Below are 22516 nucleotides of genomic sequence, written 5' to 3' on the forward strand. Positions count from 1 at the left end.
CGGCCGCCGCCAATTGCTCCGAATGCGACTGACAGCCCGCTGTCCGCGCCATCGGTGCAGCGCAGAAAACTGTATTTTCCAGCGGCTTGCCCAAAGGATTCCAGTTTTTGGAAGGAATTTGCGCAAAAGGCCTTGACCCTCCAGTGACTGGAAGCCTCATATGGGCTGGCATAGGATCAAACCGGATGGGTGTCCCATGTCCAAGAACCAGAATATTTCCCTGCAGATCACCGGCCTCAGCTGTGCCGGTTGCGCAGGCCGGGCGGAACGCGCATTGGCTGCCGTTGGCGGCGTCGCCTCTGCCAGTGTCAACCTGGCCAATGCAACCGGCCAGGTTGAGGCGGCGCCAGGCCTGCCGCTGGAACGGCTGACCGAGGCTTTGTCCAAAGCAGGCTATCCGGCGGCCGAGGCAACTGCCATCCTGCAGGTCAGCGGCATGACCTGCGCCTCCTGCGTCGGACGGGTGGAGCGGGCCCTGGCGGCAGTGCCGGGGGTGCTGACGGCGGCGGTGAACCTGGCGTCGGAAACCGCACAGGTTACGTATCTGACCGGCATGAGCGATGCGGACAGCCTGGTCCAAGCTGCTGCTGCGGCCGGGTATCCAGCGCAGCTGCCAGCGAATGCCGCGGGTGAGGACGCCGGCCAGGCCGAAAGGCGCAAGGCGGAAGGAATCCGGACGCTGGGACGGCAGGTGCTGCTGGCGGGGCTGCTGACCCTGCCTGTCTTTCTGATCGAAATGGGCGGCCACATGCTGCCTGCGCTGCATCACTGGGTGGCGGCCAGTATCGGCCAGCAGAACAGCCACCTGCTGCAGTTTGTGCTGACAACTTTGGTGCTGGCCGGGCCGGGGCGGCAGTTCTACCTGACCGGTTATCCGGCGCTGCTGCGCGGCGCGCCGGACATGAACGCGCTGGTGGCCCTGGGTACGACCGCGGCTTACGGCTTTTCGGTGATCTCGACCTTTGCGCCGCAGCTGCTGCCCGCTGGCACTGCCAATGTCTATTACGAGGCGGCCGCGGTGATCGTGGTGCTGATCCTGACCGGCCGCTGGCTGGAAGCGCGCGCCAAGGGGCGCACCGGCGCTGCGATCCGCAAGCTGGCCGGGCTGCAGCCCAAGTCCGCGATGCTGTTGCGCGGAGAAGAGGTGGTGGAAACGCCCGTTGCGGAGATCGCGGCAGGCGATCTGATCCGAGTCCGGCCGGGGGAGCGCATTGCGGTGGACGGCGAGGTGGTCTCGGGCCGGTCCTACATCGACGAGAGCATGATCTCGGGCGAGCCGGTGCCGGTTGCCAAATCGGCAGGGGATGAGGTGACGGCGGGCACGGTCAACGGCAACAGCCTGCTGGAATTCCGCGCGACCCGGGTGGGGCGCGACACGGTGCTGGCGCAGATCATCCGCATGGTGGAGCAGGCGCAGGGCGCCAAGCTGCCGGTGCAGGGGCTGGTGGACCGGATCACCCTGTGGTTCGTGCCTGCGGTGATTGCGGCGGCAGCTTTGACTGTGCTGGCCTGGGCGCTGTTCGGACCGGCGCCGTCGCTGCCGCTGGCGCTGGTGGCGGGGGTTTCGGTGCTGATCATCGCCTGTCCCTGTGCGATGGGTCTGGCAACCCCCACGTCGATCATGGTGGGGATCGGGCGCGCCGCGCAGATGGGTGTCCTGTTCCGCAAGGGGGATGCGCTGCAGCGGCTGCAGGAGGTCAGGGTGGTGGCGCTGGACAAGACCGGCACCCTGACCGAGGGCCGCCCATCCCTGACGGAACTGGTCTGTGCGGATGGCTTTGACCGTGCAGAGGTGCTGCGCCTTGCCGGTGCCGCCGAGGCCGCGTCCGAACATCCCATCGCCCGGGCCATTGTCGCGGCTGCCGGCACGGGACTGCCGCAAGCCGAAGAGTTCGAGGCCATTCCCGGTTACGGGCTGCGGGCGCGGGTCGAAGGCCGTGACGTTCTGGCTGGTGCCGCCCGCCTGATGGTGCGCGAGGGTGTTGGCCTGGGGGCGCTGGAGGCGGAAGGCCGCCGACTGGCGCAGCGCGGCGAAACCCCGCTGTATGTTGCGCTGGACGGGCAGGCGGCGGCGGTCATCGCGGTGGCCGATCCGGTCAAGCCCGGCACCCCTGCCGCGATCAGGGCCTTTCATGAACAGGGGCTGAAGGTGGCGATGATCACCGGCGACGCGTCGGCCACGGCGCAGGCGATTGCCGCGCGGCTGGGCATCGATGCGGTCAAGGCCGAATGCCTGCCGGCCGATAAGGTCGACGCGATCCGGGCGCTGCAGCAGGAGTTCGGCACCCTTGCATTCATCGGTGACGGCATCAACGATGCCCCGGCACTGGCTGCCGCGGATGCGGGCATTGCCATCGGCACCGGGACCGACGTGGCAATTGAGGCCGCGGATGTGGTGCTGGTTTCGGGAGACTTGCGGGGCGTGGTGAATGCGCTGACCGTCAGCCGCGCCACCATGCGCAACATCCGCCAGAACCTGGGCTGGGCCTTCGGCTACAACGTGCTGCTGATCCCGGTGGCCGCGGGCCTGCTGTATCCCTTTGGCGGGCCGCTGCTGTCGCCGGCGCTGGCGGCAGGTGCGATGGCGCTGTCGAGCGTGTTTGTACTGACCAACGCGCTGCGCCTGCGCCGCCTGAAACCCGCGATGGATGCGGGGGAGGATGGTACGGCCGAGCGGGCTGCAAACGGACAGGAGGTGCGCGCATGAATATCGGAGATGTGGCCAGCCGTTCGGGCCTGCCCTCGAAGACCATCCGCTATTACGAGGACATCGGCCTGATCAAGCCGCACCGCAGCGCCAACGGCTACCGCTGCTTTGCCGAGACCGACCTGCACAAGCTGGCCTTTCTGGGCCGCGCCCGGGCGCTCGGGTTCACCATCGAGGACTGCCGGACGCTGATGGCGCTGTATGAGGATGAAACCCGCGCCAGCGCCGATGTGAAACAGCTGGCGCTGGAGCACCTGGCCAAGATCGAGGCCAAGATCGCCGATCTGGAAGCGATGCGCGGCACGCTGGGTGAGCTGGTGCGCAGCTGTGCGGGGGACAGCCGCCCGGACTGTCCGATCCTCAGGGACCTGTCCGGCGGGGAGTGAAGCCGGGCTGGGGGCGGGCACGCCCGCGCCTCCGGCAGCCCTGCTGGCCGGTCAGGCCGGACGCAGATCAAGGATTTCGCGGGCCTGCTGCCAGGTCGCGACGGGACGTTCATACTTGCCGCACAGCTCCACCGCGCGTTTGACCAGGGCGGCGTTGGAGGGCGCCAGGGTCTCGCGGTCGAGCCGCATGTTGTCCTCCAGACCGGTACGGGTATGGCCGCCGGCCGCGATGGACCATTCGTTGAGCAGGATCTGCCCGGGGCCGACACCTGCACCGCACCATTCGGCCTCCGGCGCCAGCCGCTGCATGGTCTTGACGTAGTAATCGAACACGTCCCTGTCGGCAGGCATCGCGTTTTTCACCCCCATCACGAACTGAACATACAGCTTGCCGGGAATGCGCCCTTCGCGGTTCATCTTCACCGCCTGGTGGATGTGCGACAGATCGAAGGCCTCGATCTCCGGCTTCACCGCGTGGTTGCGCATTTCCGAGGCGAGCCAGTCGACCAGGTCGGGCGGGTTTTCATAGACGCGGGTCGGGAAATTGTTGGAGCCGACCGAAAGCGACGCCATATCGGGCCGCAAGGACAGCATGCCGCCGCGCTCGCGCCCGGCGCCGGAGCGGCCGCCGGTGGACAGCTGCACGATCATGCCGGGGCAGTGTTTCTGCAGCCCTTCCATCAGCCGCGCGAATTTTTCCGGGTCCGAGGTGGGGGACTGATCGTCATTGCGCACGTGGCAATGGGCGATTGCGGCGCCGGCTTCAAAAGCTTCCTGGGTGCTTTCGATCTGCTCTTCGATGGTGACCGGCACCGCCGGGTTGTTTTCCTTGGTCGGCACCGAGCCGGTGATGGCCACGCAGATGATGCAGGGTTTGCGCATGGCGGATCCCCTTCAGATGTCAAAGAATACGGTTTCATCTCCGCCTTGCAGGCGGATGTCGAGGCGGTAGACCGCCTTGCCGTCCCGCGTGGAGCGTCTGGCAATCAGGGTCTGGCGGCGCTGTTCCCATTCGATCAGGTTCAGCACCGGGTCGGCGGCGTTGGCGTCTTTCTCGTCATCGAAATAGAGCCGGGTGCTGAGCCCCACGTTGATGCCGCGGGCAACGATCCACAGACTGATGTGCGGCGCCATCGGCTGTCCGTTGCGCCCCGCCACCGGGCCGGGTTTCACGGTGTCGAACCCCCATTCGCCGGTGGCGAAATCGGTGATCACCCTGCCCCAGCCGCGAAAACCATCCTCAACCTCTCCCGCATGTTCGGGGTGCGCATAGATGCCTGCGGCGTTGGCCTGCCAGGCTTCCAGCAGCACGTCCTTGACCGGCGCGCCGGTGCCGTCGGTGACGACACCCTCCACCCGGATGCGCTCTCCGGCGGCATTGGGCCCGGCGATGTCCCGGCCAAGCTCCTGGTCGTAGATCTCGAATCCGGCCGCGCCGGGGGCAAGACCGATGTGAACGTAGGGGCCGGCGGTCTGCGACGGGGTTTCCTTGAGATAGCCGAGGCGGTGCGTCATCAGTTTCCCTCCATCCGGTTTTCGAACAGGGTCGAGCGGCGCCCGCGCAGCACGATGTCGAACCGGTAGGCGATGGTGTCCAGCGGGATGGTTGCGTTCATGTCGAGCCGGGCGATCAGCATGTTCACAGCGTCCGGATCAGAAATGCTGTTGACGATCGGACAGCGGGGGATCAGCGGGTCGCCCTCAAAGTACAGCTGCGTGATCAGCCGTTGCGTAAAGCCGGAGCCGAAAACCGAAACATGGATATGGGCAGGCCGCCAATCGTTGATTCCGTTGCGCCAGGGGTAGGCGCCGGGCTTGATGGTGCGGAAGCGGTAGCCGCCGTCCTCATCCGTCAGGGTGCGGCCGCAGCCGCCGAAGTTCGGATCCAGCGCCCCCAGGTAGGTATCCTTCTTGTGCCGGTAGCGGCCCGAGGCATTGGCCTGCCAGATCTCGACCAGCGTGTTGGGCACCGGGCGGGCGTTTTCGTCCAGAACCCGGCCATGCAGGATGATCCGCTCGCCCACGGGGCTTTCGCCGGGGTTGGCAAAATTGGTCAGAAGGTCGTTGTCCGCGGCGGCAATATCGTTGTGGCCGAACACCGGTCCGGTGGTTTCGCTGGCACTGTTTTCCAGGCTGATCAGCGGTAGGCGGGGCGAGCGGGTGACCGAGGTCTTGTAATCCGGCGCCAGTGCGGGCGGATGCCAGCGCCGGTCCCGCTGATAGAAATCTCCCGGTTTCGCCATCGTGCGCTCCTTATCCATCGGTCTTTTCGGCTGCCATTTCTGCATAGGTCTGCCGCGCAAGTTTCAGCGCCCGGTTGGCACGGGGCACTCCGGCATAGATGGCGACATGCTGGAAGGCTTCCAGCACGTCGTCCTGGCTGGCTCCGGTGCGGGCGGTCGCGCGGATGTGCATCGGGATCTCGTCGAAATTACCGGTCGCGGCCAGCAGTGCCAGAGTCAGCATCGAGCGGTCGCGCAGGGAAATCCGGTCCGAAGCCCAGACCGTGCCCCAGGCGGCCTCGGTGATCAGCTCCTGAAACGGCTGGTCCAGCGCGGTCTTGGCGGCCTCAGCGGCGTCCACGTGGGCGTTCCCCAGTACTTGGCGCCGCATCTCCATGCCGCGGCTGTAACGGTCTTGAGCCATGCTGACCTCCCTTTGCCATGACCAGTATCGCATGCCGGAAGTGATCTGTATAATGCAGAAGAAGGTATGAAATCATAACCACAGAGATATGCGGCTATCGTCATCATTGAAACTTCGCCATCTTGAGGTCTTTGTCGAGGTGTCGCGCAAGATGAGCGTCACTCAGGCGGCGGAGGCGCTGGGCATGACACAGCCTGCGGTGACCCGGGCGCTGCGCGAACTGGAAGAGGTTTGCGGCAAGCCGCTGGTGGAGAAGCATGGCCGCGGTATCCGGCTCAGCGGATATGGCGAGCTGTTCCGGGACCACGCCGGGCGCAGCCTGGCGCTGGCCCGCGACGGGGTCGCGCTGTTGCAGCGGCTGGGGGAGGAAAACGGGCCGCTGGTGGCGATCGGCGCGCTGCCGACCGTTGCGGCGGATCTGGTGCCCGATACGCTGGCTCAGCTGCGTGCGGGAAGCGCGCCCGGGCGGTTCATGGTGATGTCGGGGGACAATCAGTTCCTGATCGACCAGCTGCGCCGGGGCAAGCTGGATGTTGTGGTGGGCAGGCTGCCCGCGCCCGAGACCATGGCGGGGGTGGAGTTCGACCCTTTGTACCGCGAGCGGGTGGCCGCAGTTGTCGCGCAGGACCATCCGCTGGCCGGGCTTTCCCATCTGCCGCCCGCCGTGTTTGAGCAATACCCGGTGCTGCTGCCCTCTGAGGGCTCGGTCATCCGGCCTTTCGTCGAGCGGATGTTTCTGGAGCAGGGGCTGGCGATGCCCCGGTTTCCGGTGGAGACCGTCTCATCGACCTTGGGGCGGCGCTTTGTGCTGGCGCATCAGGCCATCTGGATCATCAGCCATGGCGTGGTGCGGCCGGACCTGGAGGCGGGCCTCATGGCGGTGCTGCCGTTGGAAACCGCCAGCACCCTTGGACCGGTCGGCCTGTGCATCCGGCGCGAACATCAGCTTTCTGCGGCTGCCGGGCGGTTCTGCGCGGCGCTGCGCGCCAACTGTGCTGCGCGGGGGCTGACCTGACCGCTGCAGGGCAGGCCGGTTCAACCGGGCTGCGGCACAGCTGTGTTCCCCTTGCCTTCCGGGGCTCAATGTAATTCACTTAAGGTAATGTGTGCAGTTGATGCGGTTGCAATCGGATCAGGCGGGAAGTCATGGCATTCACTAGACGTCAAGCTGGCCTTGCGGCCATAGCGGGGCTGGCGGCGGCTGCAGCTCCTGAATGGGCATCAGCCCGGATCATACTGGGCGGCAAACAGATTGACACGGTTTCTGATGGGTATCTCACCCTGCCGCCGGAGTTTGTGTTTGACGGGCTTGCCCCTGACGCGCTGCAGCGGGTGCTGCAGCGGTACGGGATCCCGGCCGGGCCGCTCAGGCCGGAAGTGAACGTGACCCTGCTGCGGGACGAAGACAGGGTTGTTCTGTTCGACGCAGGCGCCGGGCCAGGGTTCCAGGACAGCGCGGGCGGTCTGCCCGAGGCCTTGGATGCCATCGGAGTCGCTTCGGAAGATGTGACCCATGTGGTGTTCACCCACTGCCACCCCGATCACCTCTGGGGGGTGCTGGATGATTTCGACGATCTGATGTTCCCCGAAGCAGCCTATCTGATGGGCAGGAGAGAGTGGGATTACTGGTTTGATCCTGAAACCGCGCAGGCCATCGGCAGCAGCCGCGCCGCTATGGCCGCCGGCGCCCGCCGCCGGATGGAAGTGCTGGAGAACAGGGTGCAGCTGATTGCAGATGGCGAGGAAATCCTGCCCGGTGTTGCCGCGCGCTCGACCCCGGGCCATACGCCGGGCCACATGTCGTTTGAAATCCGCAACGGCAGCGAAAGCGTGCTGATACTGGGCGATGCGGTCGCTAATCACCATGTCAGCTTTTCCGAGCCTGCTTGGCCGTTGGGCGCCGATCAGGACCCGCACGCCGCGGCGGCGACGCGATTGCGTCTGCTGGATATGCTCGCTGCCGAAAAGATGCGGCTGATCGGTTACCATTTGCCTGGCGGCGGCATCGGGCGGGCGGAGCGTTCCGGCAGTGGCTACCGATTTGTGGCAGGGGCTTAGGGCCAGGGTTTCCAAGCAGGCAAACCGATCCGGAAAATCTTCAGGTTGTAGTGCAGCGGCGGGCAGGCACGGATTGCCGGGAAGGCCGCAAGTGCACGTTTGGCGTGTGCTGAATGTCCTGCGCCGCGTCCCCGCATGGTCTGTTGTGCAAGCTTTGCAGTGCATGATGCACCAGCCTCTTCCCAAGCAGGCAGGTTGCTGAGTGAAGAGGGGGCAACTATAATGAGGCGAACAGTTTTACTCGCGTGATGATTGTGCGATGCATGGGATTGCTTTTGAAAATTTTACAATCAGTAATTGCAAAACAAATATAGTTATCGCAATATGACGGTGATTTAATCTCGGATGCAACACGCGGTAAGTGGGGTTAACGGATGACTGTCTTTCTTAAGATATGCCGGTTTGGTGCTTTTGGCGTTTTCCATGCGGATGGGTCGAACGTGCAGCTTGGGGCCAAGCATCAGGCATTGATGGCGCTGCTGTCCACCGCCGAAGGCGGAATCCGAACACGGGCGTTTCTGGAGAAGACCTTGTGGTGCCTGGCGCAGCCCGAGCAGGCCAAGGCCAGCCTGCGCACGGCGCTGTCGACACTGCGCCGGCATCTGGGGCCGGAAGCGGCCAGGCTGCTGTTCGCCAACCGGGAACGGGTCATCCTGGATCTGACCCGGGTGGAGCTGGACAGCTGCACGGGCAGCGCCGAGTTCATGGAAGGCTTTGAACTGCCGCATGAAACCGTCTTCAATACGTGGCTGGCAGAGAACCGGGCGGAATACGCCCGCGGGCCCGCAAACCCTGTGCGTCATGCCAGTGCGTCGCCAGGACGGGTTATCCTGGACGGGCTGCTGCCGTCGATCGCTGTCCTGCCCTTTGCCCACCGCTCTCCGGGCGAGGCTGCCGCGCCGCTTGGATCGCTGATGTCCGAGGAACTGTCGCGGCATCTGTCGCGCAGCTGGGCATTCTCGGTCACCTCCTATCTGGCATCTCGCCAGTTCGATCCGGAAACCGTGCGCCCGGCCGAGGTTTCTTCGGTGGCCGGCGTCGATTACCTGGTTTCGGGTGCCGTCTCCAGCGAAGGCGGGAGGTTCCGCGCCGAAATCGATCTGCATGATGCCGTCCGCGAGAAGGTGATCTGGTCGCGCAGCTTTGAAGGGGACAACAAAAGCCTGATGGAGGGCCGCAGCGCGGTGCTGCGCAACGCCACCTTGCAGATCGGTCAAACTGCGGCGGGCGAGGCGGTCCGGCTGGCCAGTTTCAAGCCGCTTGCGAGCCTGAAGAGCCATGCGCTGCTGATGGCGGCGATTTCGCTGATGCAGGAAATGGACGTGCAGAAATTCCAGCAGGCGCATGAAGTCCTCTCCCATCTTCTGGACCGCGAGCCGGACCATGTGCTGCCGCTGACGTGGATGGGTTTTTGGCATGTGATGCGGGTCGAAAAGGGGCTGTCGCCGAACCGTGAGGAAGACAGCCGCCTGGCCAGCCGGATGGCGGAGGCAGCCATCGAGGCGGCTCCCGGTTTTTCGCTGGCCCATACGCTCAAGGGGCTCATTTCCAGCCATCTGATGTTCCGCTTCGACCTGGCGCAGGACGCCTATGATCTGGCATTGCGGGATAACCCGAACGAGGCGTTGGCATTGCTTCTGAAAGGGGCGACGCTGGCCTATCAGGACATGGCCGACGAAGCGGTGCAAATGACGGATGCGGCCCGGCGGCTGACACCATTGGGCCCGCAGCGGTATTACTTCGACGCGATTTCGGCCCTGGCAAACCTGTCCGCCCGCAACTATGGCCGCGCCATCGAGCTTGCCGACCGGTCGCTTGAAGCGAAGGGCGCCTTCCCGGTGCCTCTGCGCTCCAAGGCAATTGCCTTGCAGATGTCGGGGCGGGGTGAGGAGGCGCGCAGCACGGTCCAGAAACTGCTGGAAGCGGCACCGCGTTTCTGCCTGTCGCAATTCCAGCGTGACAACCCGGCAGCGATGAGCCCGTCCGGGCAGGAGTGGGCGACCGCTTTGCGGGAGGCAGGCGTGCCGGACTAGTCAGCGCCTGGCGCCACCGGGTGCAGGCAAATGTGACGCCGGGTAAGATGCATCCAAGAAACAATTTATGAGCCGAAGAAACAGGCCGGGCATGTTACGTTTTGGCGGAACCTGGCAGCGGGCGGGGCAAAACCGGCCTGCAAAGGTCTTTTGGGGGCAGTGTGACAGAGCATCAGGCATTTGAACGGCGGTTCATTGAATTCGGGCAGGGGGTGCTGCCTGAAGAGCGGGCACACGAGGTCCTCGATGTCGTGGACGATTTCATGCATCGCTGGGGGTATTCGGTGCGCAATCTGATCGGTGCCGAGCTGACGGTCGAACATCTTGGCAGCAGGCCGGAAGAAGTGCCGGACCTGATATTCCGGATGTCAGCGCTGGATTATTTCGAGATTGTCATCCGCGGCCGCAATGGCGCTGTCAGCTATGGAGGCTGGCTGACGGGCACCTTACCGGTCACGGTTTCCAGCGAGCAGGTGAACAACCGCCCGGTCCTGCTGACCACTTGCCGCGCAGGCGGTCAGATCCGCCATGCCTTTGACCCGCTGACCGGCTACCGTCCCGACGCCGAAGCCGTAAACCTGCCGCTGCACGCTGCGCGCAGGCTTTCTGACGCGGTCTGAGAGGCCAGGGCAACGCCCGGATACCGGCTCCGCGGCACGTGCTGCTCCTTAAAATCCAACGGACTTTCCGTCCGCCGCTCATGCTTTTTTTACGTTGTCGCGGCCCTAATACCGGGGAGATGCAGGCAGCTGTGCGGCAGTGGTCCTGCGCCATTCATTGCCTGGCCAGCCTTTGCGGCGGCGGGGCCGGGTCCCTGTCCGGCCTGGGGACAGAATTTGGGCGGATGCCTTGGGTGATACAATGACTGCAAAGAAAGACGTTCCGGCGAAGCGGAAATTCCGGCTGTTTTCCAGCATCGGTGCCAAGATCACGCTGATCCTGCTGGCTATGGGGGCTGCCACGGCCGTTGGCGGTATCCTGGTCACCCTGGTCTTTGCCCAGACCGGCCGCCAGATGGAAGTTCTGACGCAGGCGAAGGTGCCGCAACTGGAGCTCAGTAGCCAACTGGTCAACGCCGCGAGCCGGACCAAGAATGCGATGATTGGCGTTCTGCAGGCCGGGTCCGCCGCGGAACTGGCCCGGGCAGAGGAAGAGGCGGCTGCCGCCCTCACCAGTCTCGACGGCAGTGTTGCCGGTCTGCCCGCCGCAGAACAGGCGCTGTTTGCGCCGGAGGCTGCGGCGGCCTCGGAAATGCTTAGCAACTTGATCACGGCGCGCAAGGGCGCCTTTCAAAACCAGACCTGGATCGACACCCAGACCGCCGGCCTGCAGACTCTCAGCCAGGCGGTGCAGGGCAAGCTTGTCCTGGTTGCATCCGAGGCCCGCGACAGTCTGATGGCGGGCGGCGAGGAGACCATCATCCAGGTCGATGAGGTTCTGAACAACCTGGTCGAGAAGCAGTTTGGCGGTCTGCAGACGCTGCTGGAGGCGCGCGCCGACATCAGCGTTCTGTCCGGCGCGGCGCTGGCGCTGGGCCATGTGCGCGACGTGCCCACCAAACGGGCGCTCAAGAAGATGGCCACTGACGCCTTGCAACGGCTGAAGCCGGTAATGGGGCAGCTCGAGGAGCTGGGCCTGGATGCGTTCCGGGCCAAGAAGGTTCGCGAAGGTGTCGAACTGTTCCGCTACACGCTGACAGCCAGCCGCAAGGAGTTGAAAGATAGCCGCAAGGACGTGCTGAGCGCCCGCAATGCCAGCGTGCGCCCTTTGACCCAGGAGATGGAGAGGATGGTATTCACCCTGTCGGTTGCGGCAACCCAGGCCAGTTCCGACAACCGCACCGCCATCCAGGGCCTGCTGGACAACCAGGTCGGCGTTCTGCAGCAGCTGCTGGAGATCAACGGCTGGATCAGCGCCTTCCAGGTCGCGGCGCTGGATATGGCCGCCGCGCATGAGATCTCCGCCGCCAAAGCCGCCGCCGGGCCGCTGCAGGAGGCCGCCAGGGCGCTGCAGGGGTATGCCGGCTTCAATGACGGTGTCTTTGCGCAGGAATTGGAGGGGATGATCGCGCTGGCAGACCCCGCCCAAGGCCTGCCCGTGTTCAAGGTTGCGGCTCTGGAGGCTGCTGCCGAGGCAGCTGCGGCGTCTCAGGCGACTGTGGATGCGGTGCTGGAATTTGCCCATCACGCCACCGGGCTGGGCGCCGAAAGCCAGCTGGAAATCGCTTCGATTGCGGGCGGGCTTGCCAGCGACGTCAAGGCCGCACAGCGGCAGCTGCAGATCCTGGCGGCTGTGGCGGCGGGGGTCTTTCTGGCAGCGCTTGTGCTGACCCGGATCCTGATCCTGCGTCCGCTGGCCGATATCAGCGGCACCACCGAGCGGCTGGCCGCAGGCAATCTGCGCCCGGTGACGGGGTATGAGCGCTCCAGCGACGAAATCTACCGCATCGCCACGGCGCTGTCGGTGTTCCGTGACGGGCTGGTGGAAAAGGCTGAGGTCGAGGCTGCGGCCGAAGTGGAGCGCACGGCCCGGCTGGCGGAGCAGACTGCCGCGGTGACGGCGATCGGCAATGGGCTGGAGCGGCTGTCGCAGGGCGATCTGACATACCGTATCCAAGGCGGAATGGGCGAGGGCTATGCCAAGCTGCGCGACGATTTCAACGCGGCGCTGGACAAGCTGGAAGCGTCTGTCCGCAGCCTCAGCACCAGCGGCCAGTCGATCGCCGGCGGCAGCACCGAAATCTCCTCTGCCTCCCGCAACCTGTCGGAACGGTCGGAGCAAACGGCGCAGACTCTGGCCGGCACCGCGGCCGCGGTGAACCAGTTGTCGGTGTCCATCACCGGCACTGCCCAGGCGTCGGGTGAGGCCTCTGCGTCAGTCGAGGCCGCACGCCAGAATGCCAGCAACAGCATCGAAGTGGTGAAACGGACCTATGGTGCGATGGAGGCGATCAAGGAAAGCTCTGAAAAGATTTCCCAGATCATCGGCATGATCGAGGCAATTGCCCAGCAGACCAACCTGCTGGCGCTGAACGCGGGCGTCGAGGCGGCCCGTGCGGGCACTGTCGGCAAGGGCTTTGCAGTGGTTGCCTCGGAAGTGCGCACCCTGGCGCACCGGTCCAAGGAGGCCGCCACCGAAATCGCCGCGCTGGTTGATGAAGCCGGCCGGAATGTCGAGCTTGGGGCGGATCTGGTGGAGCAGACGCAAACAGCAATCGGCGAGATATCCGCCTCTGTTGCCAGCGCTGCCGACCTGATGAAGACCATTTCCACGGCCTCCACTGAGCAATCCGGCAGCCTGCAGGAAATCAATTCGGCGATGGCAAACCTTGACGATGCCACCACCCGCAACGCGGCCTTGTTCGAGGAGGTCACCTCCTCCAGCCTGGGCCTCTCCAAGGAGGCGCAGGCGATGGCGAGCGCCATCGGCGCCTTCCGAACCAATGCCGCAGAGACGGAAACCGGGCAGGAGGCGGGCGGTCCGGAACATGACCTTCAGGAAGACCCCTGGCGCCTGCAGGCCTGAATCCCGCCTGCAAGGACCGCCGGGTCTTTGCGCAGATGCATCAGCCTGGCTTTGATCAGGCCGGACCAGCCAGTCGCCGGGCCGCTGCACCGCTACCTGTTGCGCAGCCTGCGCATGCCTTCGCTGGCGATACCCTGCAGCTTGGCGCTCCAGCCGTAGTCCTTGCTGCCCAGCACCGCGCCGATACCGTCATAGGACTCCAGCCGGGCGCGGATCTTGCCGGCGGCCTGTGTCATCTTCCGGACCAGAGGCGCGTTGTCCTCCAGCCCGAAGGTGCGGGCATCGGCAAGGCGCTGTTCCAGAACCGCCAGTTGCCCTTTCAGCATCCGGGTGCGCCGCTCCTGGTTGGAGAGCGTGCTGATCTTCTTGGTCAGCCTGGTGGAGATGCCGACATTTTCCTGGTAGGTCACCAGCTTCTCGGGGATGTAGTGCAGCCGGTTCTCCAGCAGGGCGCGGAAGCCGAGGATCAGATCCTCATAGGCGCGGTCCTTGGGAAAGCCGCCGTATTTGCGATACAGATCCTTGTGCCAGGCGGCAGTGGCGCCCAGGTAGAGCGAGAAGGCGGTGGCGGCATCCTCTGCGCCGAAGTCCCTGTAGAACAGGGCGCGGCGGTAGGCGTCCTCGCCGGGCTCTCCGTCAGGGCCGATGGTTTCCGCATCCGAGTAGATCAGCTTGGCACCGCTCTGCCTGTGGCTGTCGATAATCCGCTGGGCCCGGTCGGGCGCGTTGCGGTCATCGCCGGCGGTCCAGATCATCAGGTCGCAGGAGGCGAGGGAGATCGCCAGTTCGATATGCCGGTTGACGCCCATGTTGGCTTCGTTGCGCCGGGCCACGACCCGGTGCGGGCCGGCATAGCCGTCCGCCAGCTGCCTGATCTTTTCAAACGTCCGGTCGGTGGAGGCGTCATCCGAGATGATGATCTCGATCGGTTCGCAGTCCTGATCGAGCAAGGACTGAACAGAGGCAGAGATGCTGTCTTCCTGGCAGTAGGACAGCAGGATGAAACTGGCAGCGGGTGTCTGTGTCATAGCATGTCCTTTTGTTCGGCCGGAAAACGCCTTTTGTCAGGCGAGTTGCCAGCGGAACTGCTGATACACTGTGCTGCGGGCGCCGAACATCTCTTTCTGCTTGGCCAGGCCTGCGTTCAGCTCCCGCCCCTGATCAGTGGTGGAAATGCCAAAATCAAACCATGCCCGGTCCGCAAAAACCTCCTCCAGCAAGTGGTGGACGATCATATCGACGCCGCCCTTCCGGCGGCCCTGCTCGGAGGAAGCGATATACTGCACATGCACGGTCCGGCCGCAGTCGAAGATCACCAGGGCGGAGACCATCTGATCGCTGTCAAAGGCGCCGAACATCCGGATCCGGTCCGGAAAGCGGCTGGCCAGCAGTTGGATTTCCGTCTCGCTGTGCACGGGCCGGGCGTTATGGCGGTCGCCCAGAACCCGGGTGAGCAGCGCCCAGCAGGCACTCCAATCGGTGCTTTCGCGGATTTCCAGCCCGGCCTTGCGCGCTTTGCGCAGCCCGTCCTTCTTGCCGCTGCCAAAGGGCAGGCGGTGCGGTATGGCGATAGTGGCCGACACATCCGTGCGCACAGCCTGCGCGCCGTGCCGGAACAGCGCGTAGATGTCTTCGTCGGCGGGCTGGCTGTGGTAGATATAAGGCACGGCCTTGTAATTGACCTCGCTGAACCCGGCCGCGCGCAGATAGGCGGAAAGTGCATCGAACACCGCAAGCATGCGCTCGGCGCTCATCTTCGCACCAGAGACCACCCCGCCATAGGTCAGCCCGCCATGGGAGTTCAGCACGGTGCCGTCGGCGTTGGCCGGCATCACCGCCAGCAGCCTGCCGTCTTCAAAGATCAGCAGCGAATGATCCTGAAACCGGTCGGCGTGATAATCCATGAACCCGCGCTGCAGCAGGAAAGTGCCGTTCTTGGATGTCTTCAGGAACGCATCCCACGGGCTGGCGTCCTCCGCCGTGTAGCGCCGTACCTCAACCGTCACGGGTTCAGTCCTCAAGCACGGCAACGCCGACGCCGGTCGCGCCCATGTTGTTGCCGTTGTAGAAGAGATAGCTGCGGCCCTGGGCCGTATCGATCCGCGCCGGGTAGCAGGTCATCTCGCCATCCCAGGCATCCGCGGCGCCGCGCGGCAGTTCCGCGTCGCTGGTGCGGGTGAAATCCACCCCGTCCGGCGAGGTGAAGCGGAAGCTGGCGTATTGCTTGGTCAGGGTGTCGGAGGTCGCGCGCAGTTCCCAGGACCCGTCCGGCAGCTGGTTCGCCCGGGGGCGGCCGATCCGGTATTCTTCGGGGGCAGGGGGGATGATCCGCTGCGCAGTGGAATTGTCGAACCTGACGCCGTCTTCGCTGGTCAGGGTCCAGCAGTCGTAGGCCGGGAACAGCCGCCCGCCGATGTCCTGCCAGCCGAAACCGCGGGAGATCCAGGCCCGGTAGGTGCCGTCAGGCAGCGCGGCAATGGAGTGCAGGGCGCCGATAAAGGCCCCTTCGGGGCAGCGGTCGATGACCGGCGTCTGCTGCACCCGCTCGAAACTGTTGCCCCTGTCGCGGCTCACGGCGAGGCCGCTGAAGGCCAGGAACTTGGCCTTTTCCACCAGCTGAAAACCGACATAATAGAGCCGCAGCTCATCCTCGGAGACTTCCAGAACATCCCCCAGGATCACGCCGTTATCGTCGAACATGCCCGGCGCGCCCAGCCCGATCACGGGCCTTTCGGACACCGCCTTGACCTGCAGCGGGTCGGAGGCCTCCACATCCACCCAGCCGATCCGGCTGATCCCGTGATCATCGCGCATGCCGCCAAACAGGCGGATGGTGCTTTCGTCCCGCTGCCAGGGGCAAGGGGTCATGAAGGAATGCCTGGCCCAGTCCTGGCTTCCGTCCGGGTTGAACACCCGCCCTTTCTTGACCCAGCCCATGTTACTGCTTGATCCGGAAATAGCGGTAGGAGGACACTTTGGCAGGCTCCGCCGGGTTGCCGTTCAGGATCTGGCCCGCGGTGTCAAAGCTTTTGTTCACGGCCGCCGCCATGCCGACAAAGCTGTCCTCGCCGATTTTCACATTGTCGGCAAAGGTCGCGTTGACTCCGACAAAACTACGCGCGCCGATATCGCAATAGCCCGAAACCACGACATGCGAGGCCAGGAAACAGTGCTCGCGGATCCGGGTCTGATGGCCGATATGGTTGCCCGACCACAGCACGCAGCCGCTTTCGATCTTGACCCCGTGCTGCACCACGTTGTTTTCAAAGATGAACACATTGTCGCCCAGCTCTGCCGTGCGCCAGACCATGGCGCGGGGGCTGATGAAATTGGCCAGCGCATAGCCTTTGCTGCGGGCAATCTCGATCAGCCGCACGCGGATCCGGTTCAGTTTGGTCGAGGTCACCGCCACATGGGCGTCGACCTCGGAGGCGGGGAATACGGTTTCCACGGTCTCCAGGGCCACCACCGGCAGGCCGAATTTCTCTTCCTCGGTCAGATACTCGGCCTCGACCGCAAAACCGGCAACTTCATAACCGCTGTCGACAGTGAAATATTCATAGGCGATGTCGGCGAATTCACCCGCACCGATGATCAGTAGCTTTTTGCTCATGGGAGGGACTCTGTCCTTGATTGAGGCGGCCCTGGCGGCCGGCGCTGCTTGCTGGTCCGGTTCAGATATGCATATACACAAGGGACATTCAAATGCGAAGGCGGTTTCCGTGCCTCTGACTGACTGCAAAATCATTGATTTGCCCAAGATCACCGATGTGCGGGGCAACCTGACTTTTGTCGAAGGCGGCAATCATATCCCCTTTGATATCAAGCGGGTATATTACCTTTACGATGTGCCCGGCGGGGCCGACCGCGGCGAGCACGCGCATAAGGCGCTGCATCAGTTCATCATCTGCATGTCCGGCAGTTTCGACATCCTGCTGGATGACGGCTTCGAGACCAAGCGCTTCCATCTGAACCGCTCCTACTACGGGCTTTATGTCTGCCCGATGATGTGGCGCTACCTCGACAACTTCTCCTCCGGCGCGGTCTGCATGGTGCTGACCTCCGAGGCTTATGACGAAGGTGACTACATCCGCGACTACGACGAATTCAAAGCCGCCATAGGTGCGGCGTGAAAGTCCCTTTCCTCGATATCGCTGGCGCCCATGCCGAAATCCAGGACCAGCTGGATGAAGCCGTGCTGCGGGTCGCGCGGTCCGGGAGCTACATCCTGGGCCCCGAAGTGGAGGCGTTTGAGGCGGATTTCGCCCGGTTCACCGGCGCGCCTCATTGCCTTGGCACCGGCAACGGGCTGGATGCGCTGGTCCTGGCGCTGAAGGCGATGGGGATCGGCCCGGGCGATGAGGTTATCGTACCCGCCAATACCTATATTGCAACCTGGCTTGCGGTCAGTTTCTGCGGCGCAACGATCGTGCCGGTAGAGCCTTTGGAGGCCACCCACAACATCGACCCCGAAGCGGCCGCCGCCGCCATCACGTCCCGCACCAAGGCGATCATCCCGGTCCATCTTTACGGCCAGCCGGCCGATATGGACCCGCTGCTGCAGCTGTCGGAGCGGCACGGTCTGCACCTGCTGGAAGACGCCGCCCAGGCCCATGGCGCCAGATACAAGGGCCAGCGGATCGGCAGTTTCGGCGAGGCCGCCTGCTGGAGTTTCTATCCGGGCAAGAACCTGGGCGCACTGGGCGACGGCGGCGGTTTCACCACCACTTCGCCGGAGCTGGCGGCGCGGGTATCGATGCTGCGCAACTACGGCTCAGCGGTCAAATATGAGCATGAGCTGGCCGGCCAGAACAGCCGCCTGGACCCGATGCAAGCGGCTGCGCTGCAAGTGAAGCTGCAGGTTCTGGATGACTGGAACGCCCGCCGCCAGGCCATTGCCGCCCGTTATCTGGGCGCCCTGTCTGCCTCGGGCCTGGTGCTGCCTGCGGTGCCGCAATGGGCGGATCCGGTCTGGCATCTCTTTGTGGTGCGCCACCCGCAGCGGGACGGGTTCCGCGCCCGGCTGGAAGAGGCGGGGATCGGCACCGTCATCCATTATCCCAAGCCGCCGCATCTGCAGGGCGCCTTTGCTTCGCAAGGCCATGCCCGGGGCGCATTTCCCCTGGCCGAGACCCTGGCCTCGGAAGTCATCAGCCTGCCGGTCGGCCCGGCCCAGACTGAAGCGCAGACCGAATATGTTATCGGCCAGGTTCTGAAACTCGCGTGACCTGCCCGCAACGGCAAGGCCGGCCCGGCTTCGGCAGTCCCGCTCGGTGAACGGCACAGGCCGGCGGGCCGGATTGAGCGTGTCCCGGCATCACCGATCCGGTCTGGCCTGCAGCCCCGCCTGGGGTAAAGGCGGGGCCGTGGTTGCCATCAACAGCACGGATGACGCTTGTTACGGGTGACCTGCCAAGGGGATTTTCCTCCACCTTCGATTGGAGTCCGGCCCAATCTGAGGACGGACAACGACGCGGACAAGGTTCACGGACGAGCAGATCATCGGCATTCTGGGCGGGCACGAGGCAGGCGCCAAGTGCGCTGACCTGTGCCGCAAGCACGGTATGCCGGAAGGCACTTTCTGCAACTGGAAGGCCAAGTTCGGCGGCATGACGGTGCCCGAGGGATCACAGCCCTCCCTGTCCATGACCCTATCCTGGTGAATGCCAACTGCGAGCAAACAGCCAAGGAGGTGATGGTTGAGGAGTTCAGGAAGAAAACTGGGCTTATCCCTGAAGTGAGTACCGAACATCCTTAGGGGCTAGGGGAGTTGGTTAGGGTATCTTCCTAGGGTGCTTGGGTTGGTAGGTAGTGACGTGCTCCCCGCAGAGTCCGCGGTTATTAGTTCGCTCTGTTCAGGGTTTGGTCCTCTACTGACCGTGGTGATACTCCCACGGGGTGAGCCCGTCGCGGCTCGTATGTGGGCGATGGTGATTGTAATCGTCACGCCAGGCCGCGATCAACTCTCGGGCGTGGCGCAGGCTGACGAACAAGTGCTCGTTGAGGCACTCGTCCCGGAGGCGGCCGTTGAAGCTTTCGACAAAGCCGTTCTGCATGGGCTTGCCTGACGCGATGTAGTGCCACTCGACCTTCCGGTCTTCCTGCCATTTCAGAATGGCATTCGACGTCAGTTCGGTCCCGCTCGCCATTGTCCTCGGACCAATGGCGGACAAAGCTCGCTCGCTGACCACCATGCAGGGATAGCCACGCGTTCGGGCGATATTATCGAGCTCACGGGCAACCCGCTGGCCGGAGAGCGAGGTGTCCACGACCGCGGCCAGGCATTCCCGGCTGAAGTCGTCAATGACGCAGAGCACCCGGAAACGGCGGCCATCCCTTGCCCGGCAGGGCATTGCGCAGCAATGTCCCGAGAGGCGGACAAGCGGTCCGAGACGAAGTCCAGCGACCATCTCTGGTTCGGCCCTTGCGGGATCGCCCCTCTCGGCAGCATGCTGCGCATGCGCCTGCCGGGCAGTGATGAGCGCACGCGTCCCAATGACGCGTTTTCGCCCGCCGCGCTTGCGCACGCTCAGCCCCTCTTCGCGGTAGATCCGGTAGAGCGCTACACCCTACAAACGATCCCCCGGATCGTCTGCCTTACGGGCTTCGATCCAGTTCACCTTCCAGCCCTCGCGGCCGAGCAGCAGGTGCAGCCGCCCCTCTCATGGTTTGCAAGCAAACCACTGCCGGGCAGTGGATAGCCGAAGCGCCGCCGTTCGCTGGACAGCTCCTTCAGCCTCTCTCGCAACTCGGCGTCCGCAGGCCTGGTTGATCCACGCCGATGGACGCGCGGATCGATCCCGGCCAGGGCCCAGGCCCGCCGCTGGTTGTGGTTCTTCTCTGTCATGGCCCAGTCCACGGCTCTCCGCCTTGCACCGGGCTTCAAAAGGGTTCGCAGGCTCACTCGAACGCATGGCGTTCGCCTGCTGCCATTCCCAGCATCTCTTTCAGCGTTGCCACATCAAGCATGTGCTCGGCCAACATCTTCTTGAGCTTGGCGTTCTCGACCTCCAGAGCCTTCAGCCTCTTGGCCTCGGACACTTCCATGCCGCCATACTTCGAACGCCATTTGCAGAAAGTGCCATCGCCCCCTCTCGGGACATTGCTGCGCAATGCCCTGCCGGGCGGTGGATGCCGTGCTTCCGGCACAGTTCCTTCGCCCCCATTCCGGCTTGGTGCTCCTTCAGGATGCCAATGATCTGCTCTTCGCTGAAACGGCTTTTCCGCATCGTCTGTCTCCTCGCTTGGAGAACAGGCTAACTTCAAATCGCGGACTTTTCAGGGGAGCACGTCAATGACGAACTGTCAGAGCACCTAAACTCTCGGCTGAAGCTTTCGTCGCATCCCTTGGAAAAAGCCCCCTCGAGCGGTAATCCCCCCGTTTTTCGGGGGCTTGGTCGTAGAATTTACGCGGCCATTTTCAATTTCAGGGCGGGCGTTATGCCGCCGTTGCCGATGTTGGGGCGCTCGTTGTTGTAGGACCATAGCCACTCGGTGGCAATCTGCTGCACCTCGTCGATGGTTTCGAAGATATGGAGGTCCAGCCCTTCGTGCCGGACCGTCCGGTTGTAGCGCTCGACATAAGCGTTCTGCTGCGGCTTTCCCGGCTGGATGTGGGCCAGGGCTATGCCCTTGTGTTCGGCCCATTCCATCAAAGTGCCGCTGATGTATTCCGGGCCGTAGCACGTCGGGAAGATTAGCCGCTGAGAGGTTATGGCCACGCGCGCAGCCCTCAAATCGCGCAGCGGGTGGCCATAACCGGGTCTCAGGTCTCAACAGTGGTTTTGCATAAACCACACCGCTGAGGAGACCGGCTATGACCGCCACCTATTCTACTGCGCCGACCTTACTGGTCGCCATCGACATTTCCAAACACCGCCACGAAGTTCTGATCGGTGCTCCCGGCAAGAAACGCCGCCGCCGCATGACCATCACCAATACTCTGGATGACTTCGGGCGTTTGGTGGCAGCTCTTTCCGGTTACGGCCTGCCGGTTAGGATCGGGTTCGAAGCAACCGGCAACTATCATCGGGCACTGGCACATCATCTCGGCCAGGCGGGGTTCGAGCTGAAGCTCGTGTCCTCCGTGGGCTTGGCCCGGACGCGGGAGGCCCTGCACAACAGCTGGGACAAGAACGACCCGAAGGACGCCCAGGTCATCCTTCACATGCTGGAAATTGGGGCCGTGCAGTTCTTCCACGATCCGCTGGCCACCGGAACCGCTGACATTCAGGAACTGTCAAAGACCCATGAAATCGTTTCGCGGTCGAAGACCGAACTCTGGCATCGCATCCTGACCCATTACCTGCCTCTGTATTTTCCCGAAGCCGAGCGGTTTCACAGAAGCTCCCGGACGGATTGGTTCCTGGCGTTTCTCGAGAAGTACCCGTCCCCTCACATGATCTCGGCCATGAGCCGGCAGGCATTCATCGCCGATGCCTGGCAAGTCGTCGGCCGCAAGGTTGCCAAAGAACGCCTGCTTTCAGACATTTACACGACTGCTGCGGGTTCAGTCGGGCTTCCTGTCGGCCCGCATTCCGACGCCGTGCGTATGTTCCGCCTCGTTCTCGCCGAAGGCCGCAGCCTGATCCGACAGCGCAATGAGATTGAGGCCAGATCCGTCGAACTTCTGTCCGGCCTGCCTGACTATCAGCTGCTGACGACCATCCCCGGCATCGGCCCGATCAACGCAATGACCATCCTGGCTGAGGCGGGTGATCTGCGCCGCTTCCGGCATCACCGCCAGTTCCTTAAGTTCTGCGGCATGCATTGCCCGGAAGGCGATTGCGTAGCAATCTGCCGAGAGGGATCTCGCCACCGTGCAATCCGGGATGTTCCGCGGACAAAGCAAGATCTCCAAGTATGGCAATGCCCGGCTCCGGCGCACGCTCTGGATGGCGGGTCAGACGGCCGCGTTGAAGAAGACAAACAGCTTCCGCGACAAGTTTGAGCGTTACATTTCGAAGGACCGGCACAATGCTCACCTGCGCCGCAAGGCCTATACCGCGATTGCTGCCAAGATGGCGCGCACCGTTCACGCCGTGGTCAAACACGGTGAACCTTATCGCCCCTTCTTCGAGGGGTGAGCCCAGGCGGAAGGACCTCTCTCTGTAATGGCCGTGGAGGCAGTTCGCTGACCTCGTAGATAATGTTCGGGCTTT

At 63.9% G+C, this 22516-nt stretch carries 17 protein-coding genes and 4 pseudogenes; 11 read left to right on the forward strand and 10 right to left on the reverse strand.

Going from position 1 to position 22516, the window contains the following annotated elements:
* Nucleotides 1-196: 196 nt before the first annotated feature.
* Both OKQ63_RS03430 and cueR read left to right on the forward strand, forming a co-directional pair.
* Nucleotides 197-2707, forward strand: coding sequence for a heavy metal translocating P-type ATPase (locus OKQ63_RS03430; protein WP_264212572.1), 2511 nt, complete (start codon nt 197-199; stop codon nt 2705-2707).
* Nucleotides 2704-3093: a Cu(I)-responsive transcriptional regulator gene (gene cueR, locus OKQ63_RS03435; protein WP_264212573.1), complete on the forward strand. Its 390-nt coding sequence runs from the start codon at nt 2704-2706 to the stop codon at nt 3091-3093. The genes OKQ63_RS03430 and cueR overlap by 4 nt, the downstream gene beginning before the upstream one ends.
* Nucleotides 3094-3144: 51 nt before the next feature.
* Here cueR and OKQ63_RS03440 read toward each other — a convergent pair whose 3' ends face one another.
* From OKQ63_RS03440 to pcaC, 4 genes are read right to left on the reverse strand one after another with little or no spacing between them, the layout of a single operon-like run.
* Nucleotides 3145-3975 (reverse strand): 3-oxoadipate:acetyl-CoA acetyltransferase, encoded by an 831-nt coding sequence (locus tag OKQ63_RS03440; RefSeq protein ID WP_264212574.1) that lies wholly within the window; start codon nt 3973-3975, stop codon nt 3145-3147.
* A 12-nt stretch (nt 3976-3987) separates the two neighbouring features.
* Complete coding sequence (gene pcaG, locus OKQ63_RS03445) at nt 3988-4608, reverse strand: protocatechuate 3,4-dioxygenase subunit alpha (protein ID WP_264212575.1); 621 nt, start codon at nt 4606-4608, stop codon at nt 3988-3990.
* Entirely contained in the window at nt 4608-5336 is a 729-nt protein-coding gene (gene pcaH, locus OKQ63_RS03450; protein WP_264212576.1) for a protocatechuate 3,4-dioxygenase subunit beta, read from the reverse strand. Before pcaH ends, pcaG begins: the two co-directional genes overlap by 1 nt.
* Before the next feature lie 10 nt (nt 5337-5346).
* On the reverse strand, nt 5347-5739 hold the full coding sequence (pcaC, locus tag OKQ63_RS03455) for a 4-carboxymuconolactone decarboxylase (protein WP_264212577.1): 393 nt from the start codon (nt 5737-5739) through the stop codon (nt 5347-5349).
* A gap of 106 nt (nt 5740-5845) precedes the next feature.
* On the opposite strand from pcaC, the gene pcaQ reads away from it, so the two are divergent.
* The 5 genes from pcaQ to OKQ63_RS03480 all read left to right on the forward strand — a co-directional run bounded on the left by pcaQ (nt 5846) and on the right by OKQ63_RS03480 (nt 13355).
* Entirely contained in the window at nt 5846-6754 is a 909-nt protein-coding gene (pcaQ, locus tag OKQ63_RS03460) for a pca operon transcription factor PcaQ (protein ID WP_491546751.1), read from the forward strand.
* 131 nt (nt 6755-6885) lie between these two features.
* Entirely contained in the window at nt 6886-7797 is a 912-nt protein-coding gene (locus OKQ63_RS03465) for an MBL fold metallo-hydrolase (protein ID WP_264212579.1), read from the forward strand.
* Nucleotides 7798-8171: 374 nt separating this feature from the next.
* The gene (locus OKQ63_RS03470; RefSeq protein ID WP_264212580.1) at nt 8172-9830 is read left to right on the forward strand and encodes a transcriptional regulator; all 1659 of its coding nucleotides are present in this window, start codon (nt 8172-8174) and stop codon (nt 9828-9830) included.
* 161 nt (nt 9831-9991) lie between these two features.
* Nucleotides 9992-10450 carry a hypothetical protein gene (locus OKQ63_RS03475; protein ID WP_264212581.1) on the forward strand — a complete coding sequence of 153 codons (459 nt, stop codon included), beginning with the start codon at nt 9992-9994 and terminating at the stop codon, nt 10448-10450.
* Between the two features lie 241 nt (nt 10451-10691).
* A complete protein-coding gene (locus tag OKQ63_RS03480; RefSeq protein WP_264212582.1) occupies nt 10692-13355 on the forward strand; it encodes a methyl-accepting chemotaxis protein in 2664 nt (887 codons plus the stop codon).
* A gap of 92 nt (nt 13356-13447) precedes the next feature.
* On the opposite strand, the gene OKQ63_RS03485 is transcribed toward OKQ63_RS03480, so the two are convergent.
* Genes OKQ63_RS03485 through OKQ63_RS03500 form a run of 4 tightly spaced genes read right to left on the reverse strand, consistent with a single transcriptional unit; the run spans nt 13448 to nt 16968 of the window.
* Nucleotides 13448-14383, reverse strand: a complete 936-nt coding sequence (locus OKQ63_RS03485) for a glycosyltransferase family 2 protein (protein ID WP_264212583.1) — start codon at nt 14381-14383, stop codon at nt 13448-13450.
* Nucleotides 14384-14419: 36 nt separating this feature from the next.
* Nucleotides 14420-15361 (reverse strand): GNAT family N-acetyltransferase, encoded by a 942-nt coding sequence (locus tag OKQ63_RS03490; RefSeq protein WP_264212584.1) that lies wholly within the window; start codon nt 15359-15361, stop codon nt 14420-14422.
* 4 nt (nt 15362-15365) lie between these two features.
* Nucleotides 15366-16292: a hypothetical protein gene (locus OKQ63_RS03495; protein ID WP_264212585.1), complete on the reverse strand. Its 927-nt coding sequence runs from the start codon at nt 16290-16292 to the stop codon at nt 15366-15368.
* Nucleotide 16293: 1 nt separating this feature from the next.
* Nucleotides 16294-16968 (reverse strand): acetyltransferase, encoded by a 675-nt coding sequence (locus OKQ63_RS03500; protein WP_264212586.1) that lies wholly within the window; start codon nt 16966-16968, stop codon nt 16294-16296.
* A 109-nt stretch (nt 16969-17077) separates the two neighbouring features.
* On the opposite strand from OKQ63_RS03500, the gene OKQ63_RS03505 reads away from it, so the two are divergent.
* From OKQ63_RS03505 to OKQ63_RS03515, 3 genes and pseudogenes are all read left to right on the forward strand, one after another.
* The gene (locus OKQ63_RS03505) at nt 17078-17488 is read left to right on the forward strand and encodes a sugar 3,4-ketoisomerase (RefSeq protein WP_264212587.1); all 411 of its coding nucleotides are present in this window, start codon (nt 17078-17080) and stop codon (nt 17486-17488) included.
* A complete protein-coding gene (locus OKQ63_RS03510) occupies nt 17485-18582 on the forward strand; it encodes a DegT/DnrJ/EryC1/StrS family aminotransferase (RefSeq protein WP_264212588.1) in 1098 nt (365 codons plus the stop codon). Before OKQ63_RS03505 ends, OKQ63_RS03510 begins: the two co-directional genes overlap by 4 nt.
* A gap of 271 nt (nt 18583-18853) precedes the next feature.
* Nucleotides 18854-18988, forward strand: a pseudogene (locus OKQ63_RS03515) (transposase); the annotation flags it as partial.
* A 208-nt stretch (nt 18989-19196) separates the two neighbouring features.
* Here OKQ63_RS03515 and OKQ63_RS03520 read toward each other — a convergent pair.
* Nucleotides 19197-20584 (reverse strand): annotated as a pseudogene (locus OKQ63_RS03520) (IS3 family transposase).
* A gap of 177 nt (nt 20585-20761) precedes the next feature.
* A pseudogene (locus OKQ63_RS03525) lies at nt 20762-21034 on the reverse strand (integrase core domain-containing protein); the annotation flags it as partial.
* Nucleotides 21035-21171: 137 nt separating this feature from the next.
* On the opposite strand from OKQ63_RS03525, the pseudogene OKQ63_RS03530 reads away from it, so the two are divergent.
* Nucleotides 21172-22500 (forward strand): annotated as a pseudogene (locus OKQ63_RS03530) (IS110 family RNA-guided transposase).
* Nucleotides 22501-22516: the final 16 nt, after the last annotated feature.

The organism is Leisingera thetidis, from assembly GCF_025857195.1.
Classification (GTDB): Bacteria; Pseudomonadota; Alphaproteobacteria; order Rhodobacterales; family Rhodobacteraceae; genus Leisingera; species Leisingera thetidis.